We start from the raw sequence: 18,071 nt of genomic DNA, 5'->3' as shown, positions 1-18,071 counted from the left end.
GGTGGGGAGGCCACTCGCTACCGTCCTGCCATGACATCCAGCACGGAGCAAGTAGCCCCCCAGCGACTCCTCGACAGCCTGACCGACCTCGTCGCACCTCGAGCGATCGAAGAACCTCTCACCCGCCTCGCCGGCACCGAGGAAGTTCTTGCCGCACACGTCCACGTCGACCTCGACCACAACGCCCGGATGGCGACCTGGCGCGCGGTCTGGGTGACCCCCACCCGCGTGCTCTACGCCCAGGCCACCAAGACAGGCGAGTACGCCGGCCAGTGGTCCGCAACAACTCGAGACCAGAGACCAGACACCGCCGCAGCATGGGCGCGGCGCGTCAGTGCAGTCACCCTGGTCGAGATCCGGGACTCCCACCCGCGCGAGCGCGGCAACGGCTCCGACGAACTCGACTGGTTCTCCCGCGACGTGATCACCTTCGCCGACGGCACCCAGCTCCGCCTTCCGCTGACCGGCTACCCGCCCGAGACGCGAAAGCAACGAGACGCTGCGCAGGCTGTCACCTCCGTGATCTTGGCGGCGATGCCCTGCTGACTACTGCGGGGGCGCGCCTACACCCTTGTCGGGTCTGACTGCCATCCAGTCGGCTAGGTCCCGCACGCCGATCAGGTAGCGGCCGTTCCCCGATGAGAGGCGGCCAGGGCGCGAACTCGGCTGTCCAGTGCGCTTGGCGCGGAGGAAGCCGTGGAAGATCATCGCCTTCAGGACCTGCGGGGCGACCCGTGCCACTGCAGAGGCCTCGTCCAGGGTGAAGGCCACGCGAGCTACCGGCGCGACGCTGCGCTTCTTCACGCGTCGGGGAGAGCGTCGAACCACGCCCGCAGGGCCTCCGGGCTGACCAGGACCCGTCCCCGCCCAGCCGCCTTGCTCCGCTTTGCCCGCAGGCGACCGGCGAGCACCTGTTGTCTCATCGTGTCGCCTGAGAGCCCGACAGCGTTGCCGGCTTCCTCGAGCGTGAGCGCAACGCGCTGCACGGGCGCTACCTGCCGGGCCAGGACGACCTTGAGCACCGCGCTCATCGTCTACACCACGCGGCCGTCGTCATCACGGGGATCATTCGTCCATCCGAACAGATCCCGGGCGCCTCGTCGAGCGCCACCTGCCTGCGGGGAGGCCGCCCAGACGCAACGAGAGCCCCACCACCACGGTGGGGCCCTCGCGACACAGCCTCTGGCTATCGCGTCCTCAGCTGCGCCACAACGAGCTCCGCGAGGAAGTCCGCCGGCAGGTCCTCCCGGACCCAACCAGTGTCCCCGTCCAACAGCTGCAGGACCTCCTCACCGACCACGCCGGCGCCCGGGTCGTCAACACGCTGCAGACCGGCCGAGACCTCCCGCCCCTCGCCGTCGTGCCCCACCAGCGTGCTCCAGCCGCGGTGGTAGGTCAGGGCAGGGTCGAGGCGCGGGTCAGCGGGCACGAACCGGTCGTCGTCGGCGTGGTAGGCGCACCAGGCCGGGCAGCGCGTGCTCAACGGACCGCCTCGATCCAGTCCGCGGCGGTGAGAGCATCCGCGGCGAGCCGCCGCAAACGATCGACCACGAAATCGTCAGCGTCGACCATGGCGTCGAACTCGATGCTACCGTCCGCGAGGTTCTCGTTCCCGTAGACCGTGACGTCGCCGAACGACGGCCCCCGGTGAACGTGACGGCCCTCCGCGACTTCCTCCGGGTTGTGACCGGACTCCTGCACGCACCAGGCAGGGCACGGGGGGACGGTGTCGTGGGGAGTGGTGGATGATGTGCTCATGGTTCTGCGTGCCTCCGTTGCACGTGGTTCCTAGGCCCTCGGGCCGGCCCGCCAGCCGGTCCGAGGGTCGCCCTTGACGTTTGTAAGGGCGAGGGTCACTGTGCCCCTAGACCTTACGAACGTCAAGCCCTAGTGTTTCCCGGTATGTCGGATCACCTCATGGGCGTCGCAGAGATCGCCAAGCTGCTCAGCGTCTCCTCCCAGCGCGTCAGCCAGCTCGCCGCCACGGCGACCTTCCCCGAGCCCATCGCTCGCCTCGCGGCAGGACCGATCTGGGAGAGGGCGGATATCGAGTCCTGGGCGCGCAAGACCGGCCGACTCTAGTCCGCACAGAGTCCGCAGGAGCGCCACCAATAGCCGCAAATAGCAATGACCGAGCATGGACGTTTCCGCAGGTCAGAGCACAAGTAGCCATAAGCAGTCACTGACGACCATCAGACGGGGACAGAACCCGGCCTACAGGCCAGCCCGTCCGCACCCGCCCGCCGACCTGTAGCGCGAGCAGTCGCACCGTCCGGTACCCCGCCGGATCAGGACCCGGCGCTGAGTGGGCCGCCCGCGGCGCGCCAGTCGATCAGCCCGCGGCTCATGTTGACCGCGTCGAAGCCGTTCTCGACCAGCAGGTTCGCGGCCCCGGCCGAGCGGATCCCGCCGGTGCAGAAGGTGATCAGCAGCCGGTCCTCGGGCAGCTCCAGGCAGCGCTGCGGCAGCTCGTCGAGGGGAACGTGCACGGCACCGGGAATGTGCGCGCGGCGCCACTCGAAGTCGCGGCGTACGTCGACGACCAGCGCACCCTCGGCGACCAGGCGGACCGCGTCGGCAGCGGAGATCGCCGGCGGCCGGTGCAGGTAGTGGCGCAGGCTCATCCGTGGGCCGCCTCGCGGCGTACGTTCAGCAGCGTCAGCAGCCCGCCGATCGCGGGCACCAGCGCTCCGGCCCGGGTGCGCCCGGCCAGGCCACGGCCCAGCAGCGCGGTCGTCGCGACGGCCAGGTACGTCGCCCCGTGGGCGGGACCCAGGACGCTGGTGACCGCGTCGTCGTGGACGGTGGCGAGGTTGCCCAGCAGCACGGCCACGGTGACCAGCTCCAGCACGGAGAGCACGGCGAGCGCGCGCAGCAGCGGGCTCACCCGTTGCTCGATCCGGGGCGGGTGATCATCAGGACCACCACCAGACTCCACAGCAGGTTGAAGACGCCCGCCTGGATCCCGAGCGTCCGGAGCCCGGTGGCGGCGCCGTCGCCCTGAAGCGCGTCGCGTTGACGCGGCACGATCTGCAGGGCCAGCAGACCGCCCGCGATCGCGGTGAGCACCATCGCGACGACCACCCAGACCTCCGTCGTCCGCCCCTGCACGGCGGCCAGGGCCAGGCCGACCAGGGGTACGGCGAGCGCCCACCCGCCGTACGCACGGGTGACGCGGTGCAGCAGGCCAGCGACATCCGGGGCGGCGCCGGCGTAGCGCGGGAAGAGGCTGCAGGTGACGGCGACCGGGCCGACGAAGAGGATGCCCGCCAGGACATGGACGGACAACAAGAGGGACTCCATACCTTCAGGTTAACTGAAGGTTAGCCTCGTTCGTCGACGACGCCACGCCACTCGGCCGCCAGCGCCTCGGTCAGCCCCGGGTGCCGCCCCGCGAACTCCTCGTCCAGCCGGGACACCACCTCAGCGGCGCGGGCCAGCAGCTCCTCCCCTGCGGCCGTCACCCGCAGGGTCGAGGCAGACCCGGCGTGCGCCGTCCCGTCGTCCACGAGCCCGGCGGTGACGAAGGCCGCGACGGCGGTGTGCGCACTCTGCACGGTGATCCGCGAGCGCCGGGCCAGCTCGCTGAACGAGATCCCCGGAGTCCCGCGGACATGACCCAGCAGTCCGTACTTGCGGGTGGTCAGGCCCAACGGCTTGAGCGCCTCGGCGTACGCCGCGTCCCAGACCCGGGCGACGGTCAGGAGCATGACGGTCGGGCTGAACGGCGGCGATCCAGGCAGGTCGGACATGAACGGAAGGCTAGTTGCGAGACCCGGGGAGGACCTAGGAGAGTCGGGTAGTCAACCCGGGTGTCACGTCCTGCGGATTCGCTAGCGCCCAGGTCCCCGGAAGCGGCGACTGGTGCGCAGCACGAGCTCGGAGTCGATGGTACGCAGCGTGTCGGGCTGGAACCCGTTCTGCATGCCCCACAGAACCGCCTGCGGACGCCGGGTGACCCCGATCTTCTGGTACGCCGTACGGATGTAGGTCTTCACCGTGTTGATGCTCAGGAACACCCTCGCGGCGATCTCTTGGTTACTCAGCCCCTGAGTGATCAGCGCGATGACCTCCGCTTCGCGCGGTGACAGCCCGGCCGAGCGGCCGGGCCAGTCGCCGTCGCCCTCGACGCTCGACTCCTCGTCGCCGGGGAGGATGACGATCTCGCCGCGGACGACCCGCTCCAAGGCTGCCACGATCTGGGGCCCGGTCAGCACCTTGGACAGGTAGCCCCGTGCGCCCGCATCGATCGCCTCCTGGATCAGCTTGTGATCGAGGTTCCAGCTGTAGACCACCACATAGGCGTCGCTGTCGCGTACGAAGTCCTCGAGGTCGACTCCGGTGCCCTGCACCTGGGCGAACGTGTCGTACAGAACTACGTCGACGTCCGAGACAACTGGCGTCGACGCGCCGGTCTCGACCACGTCGATCCGCTCGTCTGCCAAGAACGCCGCGACCCCCGCCACCACCACCGCATAGTCGTCGACGATCGCGAGGCGTAACGGGCGCTTTGGGTCGTGAGTCACGAGCCAAACCCTAACCCAGCCGTCGCCCAGCGGGGCCCTGTCGGCAGTGGGACTCCCCTTCGGCCGCGCCGGCTGTTTCGCAGGTCGCACGCGGACACCACGCCTCGGGGTCAAAGCAGTCGCCGCCGTCGGATCGCCTTCGCGGCCGGCGATCAGCAGGTGTCCTCCCGGGTCCCGCTGAGGTCCTTCACGGCGCGGTGTGACCGGCGGTGCGCGAAGACCTGGGCGACCGGCCTGTGCAGCACCTGCGCGCCCACGGCACGGACATAGTCGTTCAACCCGACTCGCCAGTCCTCGCAGCGCATGGTGGGACGGGCAGCCACACGACCTCGTCCCGTCCTGGGTGGCACCGACCGCCTGGAGGTCCTTCACCCTGTGCGCCATCCTCACCGTCACCGCGATCGGGCTGACGTTCGTCGCCTCGATGCGTGCGGCAGCCGCAACCTCCTGACTCACCCGCACGGGCGGGAGTGTCGCCCGGAGCGGGTGGTCACTTGGGGTTGCCGCTCACGGCTCGCGACACGCTCCGAGCCAGGAGGCGGAGTCCCCTACCGGCCGGGGACCCGGCGGCACCAACATGGGACCGCCGGTGCCCGGCGACAAAAGGAGCACCCACATGAGCACCACCGCTCACCGCACCGTCAGCACCGACGCCACAGGGGCGCGTCGCATCAGCACCGAGACCAAGTCCTCCTACAAGACGACCGAGCTCATCGCGTACGTCGCCACCGTCATCGGCGTGCTGATCGCCGCGGCGGTCGTGGACGCCGGCGACTTCGGCGCCCAGGAGGCCTGGTTCTACGTCACGCTGCTGACCATCGGCTACATGATCAGCCGCGGGCTCGCCAAGTCCGGGAGCCGCGACTACTTCGACGACCGCGCGGACCACGCGGGCACCAACAGCCACGCCTGACCATCGCGCAGCGGCCGAGCGCCCCCGTCTCCGTCCGGAGGCGGGGGCGCTCTCGCGCCTGAGCGAGCTCCACCCCCCCTGGTTTCGGCACGCTCGACCCACGAAGTGGTCCGCGAATCACACCGTCCGGGTGAGGGCCGCGGGCATCCCCGGGGAGGACTCTGGTGGCATGACACCCAGACCACTGCTCGGGCTCGTCTGCGTGGCGACCCTCCTGCTGACGGCGACGACCGCGTGCGGCGATGACGACTCCTCCGAGGTCTGCGCGACGCTCGACTCCCTGGACGCGTCGATCATCGACGTCACCGACGGGGACCTCGACCAGGACACGCTCACGAAGCTGGAGGCCGAGGCCGGCGACGTGCGGACCGACGTGGAACAGATCCGCGCCGAGGCGGCGGACGAGCACTCCGCCGAGATCGACGCCGTCGAGCAGGCCGCTGCGGACCTGTCGACCAGCCTCGACGCCGCGCGGGCAACGCCGAACCCCTCGACCCTGGCCGACGTGGCATCGGCCAACGAGGCGCTCGACGATGCCGTGGACGACCTCGACGACGCCCTCGACGACACCTGCTGATCAGCCGCGACGCCCGGGGCGATTCAGCCCAGCTCGGGCTGCTCGGCGAGCTTGGCGACGAGCTGGCTGATCCGGTTGTCGCGGTCGTGGGCGAGGTGCTCGAGCATCCGGGCGCGCGCCTCCTCGCCGTCGCCGGCGACGATCGCGGCGAGGATCGCGTCGTGCTCCGCCATCGACCGGGCGAGGCCCTCGTCGGACTCGTCGGTCTTCCACGGGGCCGCCAGCTTGATCTGCGCGCTCAGCGTGTTCACCAGCGTGGAGATCGTCGTGTTGTGGGCGGCGTCGCGGACGCAGTCGTGGAAGAGGTTGAAGAGCCGGCGCTGGACCGCGGGGTCGGGCTCGCGGCGAGCGCGGTGCGCGAGCTCCTGGAGCCGGGCCAGGTCCATCGGGCTGCGCCGGGTGGCGGCCGCGTACGCCGCGCTGGACTCCAGGATCCCGCGGACCTCGAAGATCTCCAGCATCTCCTCGTCGGAGCGCAGGCGCACGGTGAACCCGCGCGAGGTGGAGACCAGCAGGCCGTCCTGCTCGAGCAGGGCGAGCGCCTCGCGGACCGGGGTGCGCGAGACCTGGAACTCCTCGCTCAGCGCCTGCGGGATCAGTGAGACGTCGCGGGCGTACTCGCCGTCCAGCAGCCGCGCCCGCAGGGCGGCGTAGACGGTGTCACGTGCGCTGGCCACGTCCCCTCCTCTCCCCCACCACCGACAGGTCCGCCGACGGGTCCGCCGGCACCGGGCGGAAGTCTCTCAGAGCCTGCGACCCACGGCACACGGTGTCTGCTCGATCACAGGGAGGACGGCCAGGGACGGGCCAGCGCGACCAGGTCGCTCCCGGTCAGGCCCGTGTAGTCGTCGAGGACCCGGACCGCCTCTGCGCCGAACGTGTGGCTGCCGGTGGCGAGCCCGACGAAGGGGATCCCCAGCTGCGCCGCCGTCCGCTCGTCCCAGGCGCCGTCGCCCAGGATGACCAGGTCCAGCCGGTCGTGGCCGACCCGCTCGACGACGCCGGCGATCGCGGCCCGCACGATCTCCTCGCGGCTGTAGTGCTCGCTCGCGGTGGACAGCACGACCGAGGCGGCGTCGACGCCGACCATCGCGAGCTTCAGCTCGGCCATCCCGCGCAGCGACCCGGTCGCGAACGCCGTGTGTACGCCGGGCAGGGCGGCGAGCTCCTCGACGACGCGGCGTGCACCGGGGACCTCGACGATGGGGTGCTCGGCGACGTGGGCCTCGAGTGCCTCGCGGTACTCGCGGTCCAGCCGCTCCAGGAGCTCGGCACTCGCCGGGGCCCCGAAGGTCGCCTCGTGGACCTCGTTGATGACGCAGGAGTCGGTGTAGTGGGTGTAGGTCCCGAACGCCTTGATCGTGGCGTCCAGCCCGTGGCCGGCCAGCACCGCGGTGATGATGGTGTTGTGCTGGCCGTCGGAGTGCAGCAGGGTGCCGTCGATGTCGAAGACGACCAGGGTCTCCCGGATGGCGCCGGCCCCCTCGCCGACCTCCATCGGCAGCTCGGTGCGGGCGCGCCACTCGTTGAGGGAGGCGTCGTAGACCCTCGGCAGCGGCAGGCCCGCCTCGACGAAGGCCAGCGCAAGGCCCGCGGCGTTCACGCCGCCGCCGCAATAGGCCACCACCGGTGTGCCGGCGTCGATGCCGAGCTCTGCCGCGAGCGCGCGGGTCCGGTCCAGCGAGACCGTCCCGTCCTCCTCCAGCACGTCGGGGTAGGGCAGGTTCACGCTGCCGGGGATGTGCCCGGACCGCTCGCGGGTCTCGTCGCCGAGGAACTCCGGGCGCCGCAGCGCGCAGACGAGCCGGACGCCCGCGTCGGGCCCCAGGGCCGCCTCGCGGACCTCGTCGAGGTCGGCGAAGACCCCGGCGTCGACCGCGGTGAACCCCGCGCCGAGCGTCGGCTCGACGCCGGGCCCGGTCTCCACCGCACCACCTGCGGCGAGCCACGCGGCGTACCCGCCGTCGAGGATGCGGACGTCGGGGAACCCGTAGGACCGCAGCACCAGCCACAACCGGGCGGCGTAGGCCCCGCTCAGCTGGTCGTAGACGACCACCGTGGAGTCCGGACCGATCCCGGCGGCCCGGGCGGCCGCCTCGACCTGCGCCGGCGTCGGCCGGGTGAAGCCGTACTCGCCATCGGGGTCGGACCACACGGTGAACAGGTCGGCGAAGACCGCGCCCGGGACGTGCCCGGCCCGGTAGGTCTCCTCGCCGTCGCTGAAGACGGTCCGCCCGTCGCCGTCCTCGCCGCGAGTGATGCTCGCGTCGAGGACGACCAGCCGCTCGTCGCCAGCGTGCTCGACCAGCCAGCCGGCCGGGACCAGCGAGGAGACCGGGCTGCTCGCCGAGGTCACTTGCCGTCCTGGCCGGCGCGGCGCTCGGCCAGCGCGGAGGCGGCACGGTTGCGCCACTCGCCCCGCTCGGGACGGCGCAGGCCGAGGTTCTCGCGCAGGGTGGCGCCCTCGTAGGAGGTGCGGAACAGGCCGCGCCGCTGGAGCTCGGGCACGACCTCGGCCGCGAAGTCCTCGAAGGCTGCCGGGACGTGGGTGGCCTGGATCATGAAGCCGTCCGCGGCTCCGCTGTCCATCCACTGCTCCATGGTGTCGGCGATGTCGGAGGCCGAGCCGATCATGTTGCCCTCGGTGCGCGCGCCGTACCAGCGCCCGATCTCGCGAATGCTGAGCTTCTCGCGCTCGGCGAACTCCACGACCTCGCGGTAGTGGCCCTCCACGCCGACGACCTCCAGCGACGGCAGCGGGCCGTCGAGGTCGTACTTCGTGAGGTCGACGTTGACGTGGTAGGCCAGCCGCGAGAGCCCGGCCATGTGGTCGACGAGGTCGAAGAACGCCTCGTGCTTGGCCATCGCGTCACGCACGTCGGTGCCGACCACCGTGGTGGCCGCCGGGAGGATCAGCAGCTGGTCGGGGTCACGCCCGTGGTCGGCGGCGCGCTTCTTCATGTCCTGGTAGAACGCGATGCCCGACTCCAGCGACTCGTGGCTGCAGAAGACGACGTCGGCCCAGCGGGAGGCGAAGTCGCGGCCGGCGGGCGAGGCGCCAGCCTGGATCAGCACCGGGTAGCCCTGCGGCGTGCGGGGCACGCCGAGCGGACCCTGGACCTGGAAGTAGGTCCCCACGTGGTCGATGGCCTCGACCTCCTCGGGACGCCCGAAGACGCCGCTCTCCTTGTCGCGCACCAGCGCGTCGTCGGACCAGGAGTCCCACAGCCGGGTGGTCACCTCGAGGTGCTCCTCGGCGCGGGCGTAGCGCGCCGCACGATCGGGGAGCTTGTCCTGGTTGAAGTTCTGCGCCTCGGCGTCCTGGAAGCTGGTGACGATGTTCCAGCCCGCGCGGCCGCCGCTCAGGTGGTCGAGGGTGCCCAGCTGGCGGGCCACGTTGTAGGGCTCGTTGTAGCCGGTCGAGATCGTGCCGGCCACGCCCAGGTCGGTGGTGACCGCGCTCATGATCGAGAGGACGGTCATCGGGTCCAGGCGCGGGCTGCCCGAGCCGTAGCGGATCGCCGGGTCGAAGGAGCCGCCGAGGCTGCGGGGCACGGCGAGGGCGTCGGGGACGAAGGCCAGGTCGAAGCAGGCGTCCTCGAGGACCTTGGCGATGTGCATGTAGTGCTCGGCGCTCAGGAAGCCGTCGCCGGCGTCGGGGTGGCGCCAGCCGACGGTGCCCTGCGGGCCGGCGTTCATGAACGCCGCCAGGTGCATGGACTTCTTGGTGGGCACGGTGGATCTCCTCAGTGCGGGCGAGGTGGTGCGCGGAGACGGACCGCGCGGGTGGAGGGGACGAAGAGGGGGCGTGTCAGAGCGCGGCGAGCTCGTCGAGGAACGCGACGGCGAACGACCCGGGGCCGCTCGTGCGGGCACCGGCGCGCTCGCCGGCCTCGGCGTAGGCGACGTGGGCGGCGACCGCGGCGGCGAACGGGTCGGTCACCGCCGCGAGCGCAGCACAGACGCCACCGAGGCTGCAGCCGGTGCCGGTGACGCGCGGCATCATCTCCGAGCCGCCTGCGACGGCCACGGTGCGGGTCCCGTCGGAGATGTAGTCGGTGGCCCCGGAGACCGCGACCACCGTCTCGAGGCGGGCCGCCAGCTCGGCGACCAGCCCGACGACGGCGCTCGAGTCGAGCGTGGAGTCCACGCCCGAGGCCCCGCCGGCACGCCCGGCGAGCGCGGCGACCTCGCTGGCGTTGCCGCGGACGATCGCCGGCCTGTGGGCCAGGAGCGAGGCGATGACGTCGTCGTACGCCGGGGCGCCGGCGCCCACCGCGACCGGGTCGAGCACCCACGGCGTACCGGCCGTGGCCGCCGTCGACGCCGCCTCGAGGAGGTCCTCGGGGGTGGCGCCCGACATCATCGCCGCTCCGTTGATGAAGACCGCGCCGGCACCGGCGGGGAATGCGCGGGCCCAGCCGGGGGCCGCACCGAACGCAGGGCCGGCGCCGAGCGCGAGCAGCGCATTGGCGCTGAGCCCGGCGGCGACGAAGTTGGTGAGGCCGTAGACGAACGGGGCCTGCTCGCGGACCGCTCGCACGTCGGCGCGCGCCGTCGCGTCCGCCCAGCTCAGGGTGTCCATGTGCTTCGTGCTCCTCGCGACGGTGGGTGGCGCGGCACCGAGGCAACCGCCTCGCACCTACGCATACAACTGTATGCAGTTTGATGCAGCGCCACCCCGAAGTCAACTAAAGACATCGACTTATTCTCTCGTCGCGCGGTCGGGACGCGCCCCCTGGCGCCACGACGGCCGCCTACCGCAGGTGCTCGGCGTGCTCGGCGTGCTCGACGAGCAGCGCCGCGACCTGCCGGGCGAGTCCCGGGACCGGCTCGGGGCCATCGGGACGCAGCCGCATCGCGAGGTCGCCGGAGTAGACGAGCACCAGGGCCTCGGCGAGCGCGGCCGCCCCTGGCCCGGCGACCGGCTCGGCGAGCTCGCGCAGCCGGGCGCGCAGCGCGCCGGACTCCTGACGCAAGGCCTCGGCCAGGGTCGGCGGCGGGTCGGCGTACCCGGCGGCGGTCCCGAGGAAGGCGCACCACCGGGCGCCGCTCGCGCGCGCCCGGAAGTCCTCGAGCGCGTCGAAGACCGCCAGCAACCGGGCACGGTCGGTGTCGGCGCGCGCCACCGCCGCGTCCCAGACCTCCAGCCACTCGCGGTGCCGCCGGTCGAGGGCCGCGGCGACGAGCTCGTCCTTGCTGGCGTACGCCCGGTACAGCGTCGCCGGCGACACGCCCGCCCGCTCCAGGATCCGGTCCACCGGCGCCGTGGCGTCGCCCGCGGCGAAGACCACCTCGTCGATGGCGTCCAGGAGCCGGGTCCGGGTGGATTCGCGGGTGCTCACCTCCTGAACTATAGGTTGGCAAAGTGAAACGAGCGTTTTCGTGGCGGCCCGATCGGGAGACCGCCCTGGTCCTCGCGGGCATCTGCCTGATCGCCGGGACCTACGGGCTGGTGCGGCTGGCCTACGGGCTGTTCCTGCCCGACATCCAGGCCTCGGTGTCGATGGGCTCCGCCGTCGCGGGCTACGTGTCCTCGGGGGCCTCGGCCGCCTACTGCGCGGGAGCGCTGGTGGGACTGCTCGCGCCCGGCCGGGCGCGGCTGCTCGTGGTCGGCGCGTGGGGCACGGCGTCGTTCGGCGCGCTCGGCATGGCGCTCGCCCCCGGGATGGCGCTCCTGGTGCCGTCGGCGATCCTCGCCTCGGCCGGCGCCGGACTCGCCTCACCCGGGATGGTGGCGGTCGTGGCGCGCAACATCCCCACCGCCCGACGGGACCGCGCCCAGGCCGTGGTCAACAGCGGTACCGGCCCCGGCCTGGTCGGCGCCGGCCTGCTGGCCCTGGTGCTCACCCAGTGGCGGCTCGGCTTCGCGGTGAGCGCGGCGCTCACGGCCGCGGCCGGGCTCTGCGTCCTGCTCCTCGACCGGCCGCGCCCGACCCCGGTCGAGGAGCCGACCACCGCCGCCGGCGGCGGGACCCGGTGGCTGCCGGCGCTCGGTCTTCCCGCCACGGGCGCGCTGCTGCTCGGCGGCGCCTCGTCCGCGGTGTGGACCTACGGGCGGGCCCATCTGGTCGCCGCCGGCGCCAGCGACTCCGGCTCGATCCTCGCGTGGATCGGCATCGGCGTCGGCGGCACGGCGACGGTGCTGACCGCGCGCCGGCTGAGCGCGCTTCCGGCACCGCGCGCCTGGTTGCTGACCACCCTGGTCGCCGCCCTCGCGACGGCGGGACTGATCGCGCCCGGCCCGCTGGCGCTGACCGTCCTCGCGTGCGCGGTCTTCGGGTGGGGCTTCGTCGCGGCGACCTCGGCCCTGATCGCCTGGACCGCGCGCCTCGTCCCGACCCGGGCCGCCGCGGGCACCTCCGTCGTCTTCATCACCCTCGTGGTGGGCCAGGCGGCCGGGTCGTCGGCGGGGGGCGCGATCTCCGCGCGCGCCGACCTGTCGGCGACGTTCCTGCTTGCCGCGCTCGCCGCCGTGCTCGCGGCCGCGTGCGGGGGGCGCCGCCGGCTCCCCCCTCCCCCGGCCCCCGCGCTCGACGCGGCCCCGGCCGAGCCGGGCGCAGAGGCCCGGAGCGTCGGGAGGACCTGAGCCCGTCCACCGCCTCCCCGGCGGCCTGTCCCCCGTGGGGCGGACGGCCATACGATCGCCCCCCGGGGCCACGGTCCGGCACGAGCTCCAGGAGGGGCAGCATGGACGAGGAGTCGGTCGCCACGCTGGTGGGTGAGCCCGAGGCCTTCGCGGCCGCCGTCGAGACGCACCGCCACGAGCTGCGGGTGCACTGCTACCGGCTGCTCGGCTCGTTCCACGACGCCGAGGACCTGGTGCAGGAGACGTTCCTCAGAGCGTGGCGACGGCGCGGGACCCTGCGCGCCGAGCCGTCCCTGCGGGCCTGGCTGCACAAGGTCGCCACCCTGGCCTGCCTGGACCTCCTGGACCGCGAGAACCGGCGGGTCACCCGCTACCTCCGGCCGCCGCTGGTGGAGTCACCCGGTGCCCGACCGCCGCTGGCGGTGGGCTGGCTGGAGCCGTACCCGGACCGGCTGCTCGACGCCGCCGCACCAGCCGACGGCGAGCCCGGCGCCGACCCGGCGCCGCGGGAGACCATCGAGCTGGCGTTCGTCGTGGCCCTCCAGCAGCTCTCCCCGTGGCAGCGCGCGGTGCTCGTCCTGCGCGACGTCCTCGGGTGGTCGACCAACGACACCTCGGCGCTGCTCGACCGGGGCGTCACCTCGGTGGCCAGCGCCCTGCAGCGGGCGCGGCTGAGCATGAGGGTGAACCTGGCGCCGGAGCACGAGAAGCCCACCGCGGGCGCGGAACCCGGTGCGGAGGAGCTCGCGCTCGTACGCCGTCTCGCCGAGGCCCACGAGCGCGCCGACCTCCAGGGGATCGCCGACCTCCTGGCCGCGGACGTGCAGCAGACCATCCCGTCGCAGCAGGACTGGCTGGCGGGGCGCGCCGCCCTGATGACGCTCACCGCGCGGGACCTCGACCCCACCTCGGAGCGCTACCAGGGCGAGCGGCGCTCGGTCCTGACCTGGGCCAACCGCCAGCCCGCCCTCGCCCACTACGTCCAGCGCCCCTCCGCGGAGGAGACCCGCGAGATGAGCGGCGAGCACCGCGCCCAGGGCCTGGACGTGATCACCGTCGCCGGCGGCGAGATCACCGCCATCACCACGTTCGGGCCGCGGCACCTCGCGTTCTTCGACCTGCCGCTGGTGCTGCCTTGAGCCGAGCCGCCGATCCCCTCAGGAGGGCGTGGGCACCGCGGGGCGTCGTACGGCGAACGCGATCACGACCGCGATCGCCGAGATGACGCCGCCGTACAGGAAGGCGGCATGGATCCCGTCGGCGGTGGCGTCGACGAGCGAGAGACCGTCCTCGGCGCCGGCGACCTGGCCGCGGGTCATCACGGTGATGAAGATGGCAGTGCCCGCGGCGCCGGCGACCTGCTGGAGCGTCGAGACGATGGCGCTGCCGTGGGCGTAGAGGTGCTGCGGGAGCGATCCCAGCGCCGAGGTCATCAGCGGGGTGAGCATCAGCGCGAGGCCGACGCTGAGCAGCACGTGGACGGCCACGACCGTCCCCTGACTCGTGCCGGTGCCGAAGGTCGTCATCGACCACAGCGCGACGGAGGAGATGGCCGCGCCCGGGACGACGAGCGGGCGCGGCCCGACGCGGTCGTAGACCCGGCCGACGACGGGCGCCAGCAGACCCATCGCCAGCCCGCCGGGCAGCAGCATCAGGCCCGAGTCCAGGGTGGAGAGGCCGAGGACGGACTGGAGGTAGATCGGGAGCAGGATGAGGGAGCCGAACAGCGCCATCATGCTCACGGCGACCAGGACGACGGCGATCGCGAAGGTGCTGCTGGCGAAGGCTCGCAGGTCGAGCAGCGCGCGATCACGCAGCGCGAGCTGGCGCCAGACGAAGAGCCCGAGCGCCGCGGCACCGATCGTGAGCGGGATCCACGGCGCCACCGGCGCATGGCCGGCGGCGGACTCCCCGATGCTGCTGAGCCCGTAGATGAGGCCACCGAAGGCGAAGGCGGAGAGCGCCACGGAGGGCACGTCGATCCGGGAGCGCACCGGCTCGGTGACGTTGCGGACCCACGCCGCGCCGAGCCCGAGGGCGAGGAGCGCGAACGGGAGGACGATCCAGAACATCCACCGCCAGTCGAGCCGGTCGAGGATGACGCCCGACACCGTGGGCCCGATGGCGGGGGCGACGGAGATGACGATGGACATCGTGCCCATCATCCGGCCGCGCCGCGCGGGCTCGACGACGGTGAGGATGGTCGTCATCAGCAGCGGCATCACGAGCGCGGTGCCGACCGCCTGGATGACCCGGGCGAGGACCAGGACCTCGAACGTCGGCGCCGCGCCGGCGAGCGCCGTACCGATGACGAAGGAGATCATCGCGGCCAGGAAGACCTGGCGCAGGGTGAAGCGTCGCAGCAGGTAGCCGGTCACCGGGATGACGATCGCCATCGTCAGCAGGAACGCCGTGGTCAGCCACTGGGCGCTCGTCGCGGCGACCGAGAACTCCCTCATCAGCTCCGGCAGCGCGACGCTCATGATCGTCTCGTTGAGGATGAGGACGAACGCCGAGCCGACCAGCAGGGCGATGAGCGGCCCCACTCGCAGGTCGGGCGGGAGGGACGGAGCCGAGTGGTCCGTGGGTGCCGTGGTGGCGGGCGACGTCATGGTTCTCCTGGTCGTGCGGCAGCGGATGCCGTGGTGGCAGTCTGTGTCAACGCGACAGCAAGTGTCGTTGTTCCCCGCTAGGCTGATCTCATGACCGAGGCCCTGCAGGACCGTCGGCGCCACCAGACGGAGCGCGAGATCCGTGAGGCCGCGCTCGCGCTGTTCGAGGAGCGCGGGGTCGACGGGACCACGGTCGAGGACATCGCCCACGCGGCGGGCGTGTCACCGCGCACCGTCTTCCGCTACGCCGTCAGCAAGGAGCGCGCCGCCCTCCTGCCCGATCCGGCCGTCGAGCGCACCTACGACGAGGCCCTGATCGCGCTGCGCCCGGGCGAGCCCCTCGTGCCGCAGCTGTCGGCGATGTCGCGCGACACCCTCGCGGCCATCGAGGACGGCCGCGACGGCGTCGGGCGCGACACCCTGCGCCAGTGGCGGCTCGTCGCGCACGAGCCGAAGCTGCTGCTCGCGGCGATCGCGGTCGACGAGGAGCGGCTGGCCCGCGCCCAGGCGACCCTCACCGAGACGCTCGGCCTGGACCCGCTGACCGTGCGCGTCGCGCTGGTGCGCACGGCGGCGGTGGTCCGGGTCGCGCTGGACCAGTGGGCGGCCGATCCCTCGGGACCCGGGCTGGTCGCGACGTACGACGCCGCGTGCGAGTCGCTGCGGCGCCAAGGCGGTCTCTGAGCCCCGAAGGCTGGGGAACGCGGACGGTCCGGGGCGACGTGCGGTGCCGCTAGCCGCGGGGCGCGACCCGCTCCTGCCCGGCCTCGGCGGCCGAGGCGGCCGCGGCGCAGTCGCGGCACGGGCAGCTGCTCCGGCCGAGGAGGTCGACGACCACGGCGTGGGTGTCGGCGCCGAGGTCGGGGCCGGGGGCGCTGACCGGCACCGAGCGCTCGCCCAGGAGCGGCACGATGCCCGGGAAGGCGACCTCGACGGTGGAACCGGCCACGTCGACGGGCAGGTGCTGGACCATGTCCCGGGCGAGGTACTGCTCGTCCTCGACGATGTCCTCGGCCGTGTAGATCGGCCCGGCCGGCACCCCGGCGGCGTCGAGCACCCGCAGCACCTCCGCGCGGTCGCGGGCGCCGGTCCAGGCGTTGATCGCGTCGTCGATCTCGTCGCGGCGCGCCCAGCGCCCGGCGTTGGTCACGAGGTCGGGCTGGGTGGCGAGGTCGGGGCGCCCGATCGCCTCCATGAACCGGCCGTAGATCGAGTCGCCGTTGCCGGCGATGACGACCGACTCACCGCCCGCGCAGGTGTAGGCGTTGGACGGCGCGATCCCCTCCATCCGGCCGCCGGCGCGGGCCCGCAGCACGCCGTGGGCGGAGTAGTCGGGCAGCAGCGACTCCATCATCGAGAACACCGCCTCGTGCAGCGCGACGTCGACCTGGCGCTCGGTGGGCGCCCACGCACGGTCGCCCCGCCCGCGCCGCCGGTCTCGGTCGAACAGCGACATCACGACGCCGAACGCGGCGTAGAGCCCCGCGATGGAGTCCCCGATCGAGACCCCGACGCGCGACGGCGGCCGGTCGCTCTCGCCGACCAGCTCGCGCATCCCGCCGTAGGCCTCCGCGACCGCCGCGAAGCCGGGGCGCTGCGACATCGGGCCGGTCTGGCCGAACGCGGAGATCCGGGACACGACCAGCTCGGGGTTCCGGGCGGCGAGCACGTCGGCGCCCAGCCCCCACGCGTCCAGGGTGCCGGGGCGGAAGTTCTCGATCAGGACGTCGGAGACCGCGACCAGGTCGAGCACCGTCTCGCGGCCCTGCTCGGAGCGCAGGTCGAGCTCGATCGACCGCTTCCCGCGGTTGATGGTGCGGTAGAGCATCGAGGTGTCCCCGGCGTACAGGCGCCAGTTGCGCAGCTCGTCGCCGGTCCGAGGCCGCTCGACCTTGATGACCTCGGCGCCGAAGTCGGCGAGCATCCGCGCGGCGGTCGGCGCGGCGATGTAGTTGCCGAGCTCGACGACCCGGACCCCCGCCAGAGGCAGGGCGTCGGCGCCGGTCCGTGGGGCGGTGCTGTCAGCGGTCTCGCGGGAGGTCATGGCCCCATGATCGCGTCACCACGGACCGGCGACGCGCTCGCTCGCGATGTGGTCCGGGTGGTCTGGCGCGGTCCGGCGACCCGGGCCCGGAGGCCGCACGGGATGCTGGGGCGGTGTCCGGTCCTCCCGACGACCCCGTCGCCGCCTCGCTGCGCGGGCGCCACGCCCCGCTGGCCCGCCGGCGCGGGCGCGCCCTGGCCTACCGGCCGGACGTCGCCACCTTCGTCGCCGTACCGCCCCGGCCGGAGCGCGCCGACTGGGACGACCTGGCCGCCCTGCTGGGCAGCGGCGGGTTCGCCGACCTGTTCAGCGCCCCGGTGCGGCCGCCGGCCGGCTGGGAGCCGGTCTTCGCGATGGCGGGCGTGCAGATGGTCGGCCCCACCGCCGTACCGCCCGTCCGGGACGCGGACGTCGTGCGCCTCGGCACTGCGGACGTCCCGGAGATGCTCGCGCTGGTCGACCGCACGCACCCGGGGCCGTTCTGGGAGCGGACCGTCGAGATGGGGACGTACGTCGGGGTCCGCGACGCCGGACGCCTCGTGGCGATGGCCGGCGAACGGCTCCGGCCGCCGGGGTGGACCGAGATCAGCGCGGTGTGCACCGCCCCCGAGGCGCAGGGACGCGGGCACGCGAGCCGGCTGGTGCGCCACCTGGTCGGGCAGGTCCTGGCGCGCGGGGAACGGCCCTTCCTGCACGCGAGCGAGGACAACCGGGGCGCCATCGAGCTCTACGAGCGCCTCGGTTTCACGCTGCACCGGCGGGTGACCTTCCACGGCCACCGCGTCCCGTGAGCGGCGGCGCGTCGCGCGT

The 18,071-nt window shown here is 73.0% G+C and carries 23 protein-coding genes; 8 read left to right on the top strand and 15 right to left on the bottom strand.

The annotated features are described in order from the left end of the window. Positions 1-30 precede the first annotated feature (30 nt). Positions 31-546, top strand: coding sequence for a hypothetical protein (locus HOQ23_RS07425; protein WP_172213365.1), 516 nt, complete (start codon positions 31-33; stop codon positions 544-546). A gap of 254 nt (positions 547-800) precedes the next feature. Here the strand turns inward: HOQ23_RS07425 and HOQ23_RS07420 are convergent, their stop codons facing one another. The 3 genes from HOQ23_RS07420 to HOQ23_RS07410 all read right to left on the bottom strand — a co-directional run bounded on the left by HOQ23_RS07420 (position 801) and on the right by HOQ23_RS07410 (position 1,758). After that, positions 801-1,031: a hypothetical protein gene (locus HOQ23_RS07420; protein ID WP_172213363.1), complete on the bottom strand. Its 231-nt coding sequence runs from the start codon at positions 1,029-1,031 to the stop codon at positions 801-803. A 155-nt stretch (positions 1,032-1,186) separates the two neighbouring features. Beyond that, positions 1,187-1,483 (bottom strand): hypothetical protein, encoded by a 297-nt coding sequence (locus tag HOQ23_RS07415; protein ID WP_172213361.1) that lies wholly within the window; start codon positions 1,481-1,483, stop codon positions 1,187-1,189. Then, a complete protein-coding gene (locus HOQ23_RS07410) occupies positions 1,480-1,758 on the bottom strand; it encodes a hypothetical protein (RefSeq protein WP_172213359.1) in 279 nt (92 codons plus the stop codon). Before HOQ23_RS07410 ends, HOQ23_RS07415 begins: the two co-directional genes overlap by 4 nt. A gap of 159 nt (positions 1,759-1,917) precedes the next feature. Here HOQ23_RS07410 and HOQ23_RS07405 point away from each other — a divergent pair, with 159 nt between their 5' ends. Then, complete coding sequence (locus tag HOQ23_RS07405; RefSeq protein ID WP_172213357.1) at positions 1,918-2,082, top strand: DNA-binding protein; 165 nt, start codon at positions 1,918-1,920, stop codon at positions 2,080-2,082. A 206-nt stretch (positions 2,083-2,288) separates the two neighbouring features. Here the strand turns inward: HOQ23_RS07405 and HOQ23_RS07400 are convergent, their stop codons facing one another. The 5 genes from HOQ23_RS07400 to HOQ23_RS21480 all read right to left on the bottom strand — a co-directional run bounded on the left by HOQ23_RS07400 (position 2,289) and on the right by HOQ23_RS21480 (position 4,526). Next, complete coding sequence (locus HOQ23_RS07400) at positions 2,289-2,624, bottom strand: rhodanese-like domain-containing protein (RefSeq protein ID WP_172213355.1); 336 nt, start codon at positions 2,622-2,624, stop codon at positions 2,289-2,291. Next, positions 2,621-2,887 (bottom strand): hypothetical protein, encoded by a 267-nt coding sequence (locus HOQ23_RS07395; protein ID WP_172213353.1) that lies wholly within the window; start codon positions 2,885-2,887, stop codon positions 2,621-2,623. Before HOQ23_RS07395 ends, HOQ23_RS07400 begins: the two co-directional genes overlap by 4 nt. Beyond that, complete coding sequence (locus HOQ23_RS07390) at positions 2,884-3,303, bottom strand: hypothetical protein (RefSeq protein WP_172213351.1); 420 nt, start codon at positions 3,301-3,303, stop codon at positions 2,884-2,886. The genes HOQ23_RS07395 and HOQ23_RS07390 overlap by 4 nt, the downstream gene beginning before the upstream one ends. 20 nt (positions 3,304-3,323) lie before the next feature. Beyond that, the gene (locus HOQ23_RS07385) at positions 3,324-3,752 is read right to left on the bottom strand and encodes a MarR family winged helix-turn-helix transcriptional regulator (RefSeq protein WP_216653890.1); all 429 of its coding nucleotides are present in this window, start codon (positions 3,750-3,752) and stop codon (positions 3,324-3,326) included. Between the two features lie 81 nt (positions 3,753-3,833). Further along, positions 3,834-4,526, bottom strand: a complete 693-nt coding sequence (locus tag HOQ23_RS21480; protein ID WP_367650418.1) for a LuxR C-terminal-related transcriptional regulator — start codon at positions 4,524-4,526, stop codon at positions 3,834-3,836. A gap of 616 nt (positions 4,527-5,142) precedes the next feature. On the opposite strand from HOQ23_RS21480, the gene HOQ23_RS07375 reads away from it, so the two are divergent. Further along, the gene (locus HOQ23_RS07375) at positions 5,143-5,439 is read left to right on the top strand and encodes a hypothetical protein (RefSeq protein ID WP_216653889.1); all 297 of its coding nucleotides are present in this window, start codon (positions 5,143-5,145) and stop codon (positions 5,437-5,439) included. Between the two features lie 169 nt (positions 5,440-5,608). Next, positions 5,609-6,016: a hypothetical protein gene (locus HOQ23_RS07370; protein ID WP_172213349.1), complete on the top strand. Its 408-nt coding sequence runs from the start codon at positions 5,609-5,611 to the stop codon at positions 6,014-6,016. A 23-nt stretch (positions 6,017-6,039) separates the two neighbouring features. Here HOQ23_RS07370 and HOQ23_RS07365 read toward each other — a convergent pair whose 3' ends face one another. From HOQ23_RS07365 to HOQ23_RS07345, 5 genes are all read right to left on the bottom strand, one after another. Then, the gene (locus HOQ23_RS07365; protein WP_172213347.1) at positions 6,040-6,693 is read right to left on the bottom strand and encodes a GntR family transcriptional regulator; all 654 of its coding nucleotides are present in this window, start codon (positions 6,691-6,693) and stop codon (positions 6,040-6,042) included. A gap of 104 nt (positions 6,694-6,797) precedes the next feature. After that, positions 6,798-8,372, bottom strand: coding sequence for a rhodanese-like domain-containing protein (locus HOQ23_RS07360; protein WP_172213345.1), 1,575 nt, complete (start codon positions 8,370-8,372; stop codon positions 6,798-6,800). Beyond that, positions 8,369-9,751, bottom strand: a complete 1,383-nt coding sequence (locus HOQ23_RS07355) for an LLM class flavin-dependent oxidoreductase (protein ID WP_216653888.1) — start codon at positions 9,749-9,751, stop codon at positions 8,369-8,371. The genes HOQ23_RS07360 and HOQ23_RS07355 overlap by 4 nt, the downstream gene beginning before the upstream one ends. Positions 9,752-9,827: 76 nt before the next feature. Then, positions 9,828-10,601 (bottom strand): hydroxyethylthiazole kinase, encoded by a 774-nt coding sequence (thiM, locus tag HOQ23_RS07350; RefSeq protein WP_172213343.1) that lies wholly within the window; start codon positions 10,599-10,601, stop codon positions 9,828-9,830. Positions 10,602-10,773: 172 nt separating this feature from the next. After that, positions 10,774-11,361, bottom strand: a complete 588-nt coding sequence (locus tag HOQ23_RS07345; RefSeq protein WP_172213341.1) for a TetR/AcrR family transcriptional regulator — start codon at positions 11,359-11,361, stop codon at positions 10,774-10,776. Between the two features lie 23 nt (positions 11,362-11,384). Here HOQ23_RS07345 and HOQ23_RS07340 point away from each other — a divergent pair, with 23 nt between their 5' ends. Both HOQ23_RS07340 and HOQ23_RS07335 read left to right on the top strand, forming a co-directional pair. Continuing rightward, positions 11,385-12,605, top strand: a complete 1,221-nt coding sequence (locus tag HOQ23_RS07340) for an MFS transporter (RefSeq protein WP_172213339.1) — start codon at positions 11,385-11,387, stop codon at positions 12,603-12,605. Positions 12,606-12,706: 101 nt separating this feature from the next. Beyond that, complete coding sequence (locus HOQ23_RS07335) at positions 12,707-13,744, top strand: RNA polymerase subunit sigma-70 (protein ID WP_172213337.1); 1,038 nt, start codon at positions 12,707-12,709, stop codon at positions 13,742-13,744. 18 nt (positions 13,745-13,762) lie between these two features. On the opposite strand, the gene HOQ23_RS07330 is transcribed toward HOQ23_RS07335, so the two are convergent. Continuing rightward, positions 13,763-15,217 (bottom strand): DHA2 family efflux MFS transporter permease subunit, encoded by a 1,455-nt coding sequence (locus HOQ23_RS07330; protein WP_172213335.1) that lies wholly within the window; start codon positions 15,215-15,217, stop codon positions 13,763-13,765. Between the two features lie 90 nt (positions 15,218-15,307). Between HOQ23_RS07330 and HOQ23_RS07325 the strand changes: the two genes are divergently transcribed. Next, complete coding sequence (locus HOQ23_RS07325; RefSeq protein WP_172213333.1) at positions 15,308-15,901, top strand: TetR/AcrR family transcriptional regulator; 594 nt, start codon at positions 15,308-15,310, stop codon at positions 15,899-15,901. Positions 15,902-15,950: 49 nt separating this feature from the next. On the opposite strand, the gene HOQ23_RS07320 is transcribed toward HOQ23_RS07325, so the two are convergent. Further along, the gene (locus HOQ23_RS07320; protein ID WP_172213331.1) at positions 15,951-17,261 is read right to left on the bottom strand and encodes a CaiB/BaiF CoA-transferase family protein; all 1,311 of its coding nucleotides are present in this window, start codon (positions 17,259-17,261) and stop codon (positions 15,951-15,953) included. Positions 17,262-17,374: 113 nt separating this feature from the next. Between HOQ23_RS07320 and HOQ23_RS20520 the strand changes: the two genes are divergently transcribed. After that, a complete protein-coding gene (locus HOQ23_RS20520; protein WP_172213329.1) occupies positions 17,375-18,052 on the top strand; it encodes a GNAT family N-acetyltransferase in 678 nt (225 codons plus the stop codon). The last annotated feature ends 19 nt before the right edge of the window (positions 18,053-18,071 follow it).

It is taken from the genome of Nocardioides sp. zg-DK7169 (assembly GCF_013155365.1).
Classification (GTDB): Bacteria; Actinomycetota; Actinomycetes; order Propionibacteriales; family Nocardioidaceae; genus Nocardioides.
Note: the sequence above shows the minus strand (reverse complement) of the source record. Positions and strands in the feature narration are given on the sequence as shown.

What these genes read in the sequence shown, in the direction of transcription:
- HOQ23_RS07425 (WP_172213365.1), top strand. Translation starts at nt 31, where the DNA reads ATGACATCCAGCACGGAGCAAGTAGCCCCCCAGCGACTCCTCGACAGC.
- HOQ23_RS07420 (WP_172213363.1), bottom strand. Translation starts at nt 1,031, where the DNA reads ATGAGCGCGGTGCTCAAGGTCGTCCTGGCCCGGCAGGTAGCGCCCGTG.
- HOQ23_RS07410 (WP_172213359.1), bottom strand. Translation starts at nt 1,758, where the DNA reads ATGAGCACATCATCCACCACTCCCCACGACACCGTCCCCCCGTGCCCT.
- HOQ23_RS07405 (WP_172213357.1), top strand. Translation starts at nt 1,918, where the DNA reads ATGGGCGTCGCAGAGATCGCCAAGCTGCTCAGCGTCTCCTCCCAGCGC.
- HOQ23_RS07400 (WP_172213355.1), bottom strand. Translation starts at nt 2,624, where the DNA reads ATGAGCCTGCGCCACTACCTGCACCGGCCGCCGGCGATCTCCGCTGCC.
- HOQ23_RS07390 (WP_172213351.1), bottom strand. Translation starts at nt 3,303, where the DNA reads ATGGAGTCCCTCTTGTTGTCCGTCCATGTCCTGGCGGGCATCCTCTTC.
- HOQ23_RS07385 (WP_216653890.1), bottom strand. Translation starts at nt 3,752, where the DNA reads ATGTCCGACCTGCCTGGATCGCCGCCGTTCAGCCCGACCGTCATGCTC.
- HOQ23_RS07375 (WP_216653889.1), top strand. Translation starts at nt 5,143, where the DNA reads ATGAGCACCACCGCTCACCGCACCGTCAGCACCGACGCCACAGGGGCG.
- HOQ23_RS07370 (WP_172213349.1), top strand. Translation starts at nt 5,609, where the DNA reads ATGACACCCAGACCACTGCTCGGGCTCGTCTGCGTGGCGACCCTCCTG.
- thiM (WP_172213343.1), bottom strand. Translation starts at nt 10,601, where the DNA reads ATGGACACCCTGAGCTGGGCGGACGCGACGGCGCGCGCCGACGTGCGA.
- HOQ23_RS07335 (WP_172213337.1), top strand. Translation starts at nt 12,707, where the DNA reads ATGGACGAGGAGTCGGTCGCCACGCTGGTGGGTGAGCCCGAGGCCTTC.
- HOQ23_RS07330 (WP_172213335.1), bottom strand. Translation starts at nt 15,217, where the DNA reads ATGACGTCGCCCGCCACCACGGCACCCACGGACCACTCGGCTCCGTCC.
- HOQ23_RS07325 (WP_172213333.1), top strand. Translation starts at nt 15,308, where the DNA reads ATGACCGAGGCCCTGCAGGACCGTCGGCGCCACCAGACGGAGCGCGAG.
- HOQ23_RS07320 (WP_172213331.1), bottom strand. Translation starts at nt 17,261, where the DNA reads ATGACCTCCCGCGAGACCGCTGACAGCACCGCCCCACGGACCGGCGCC.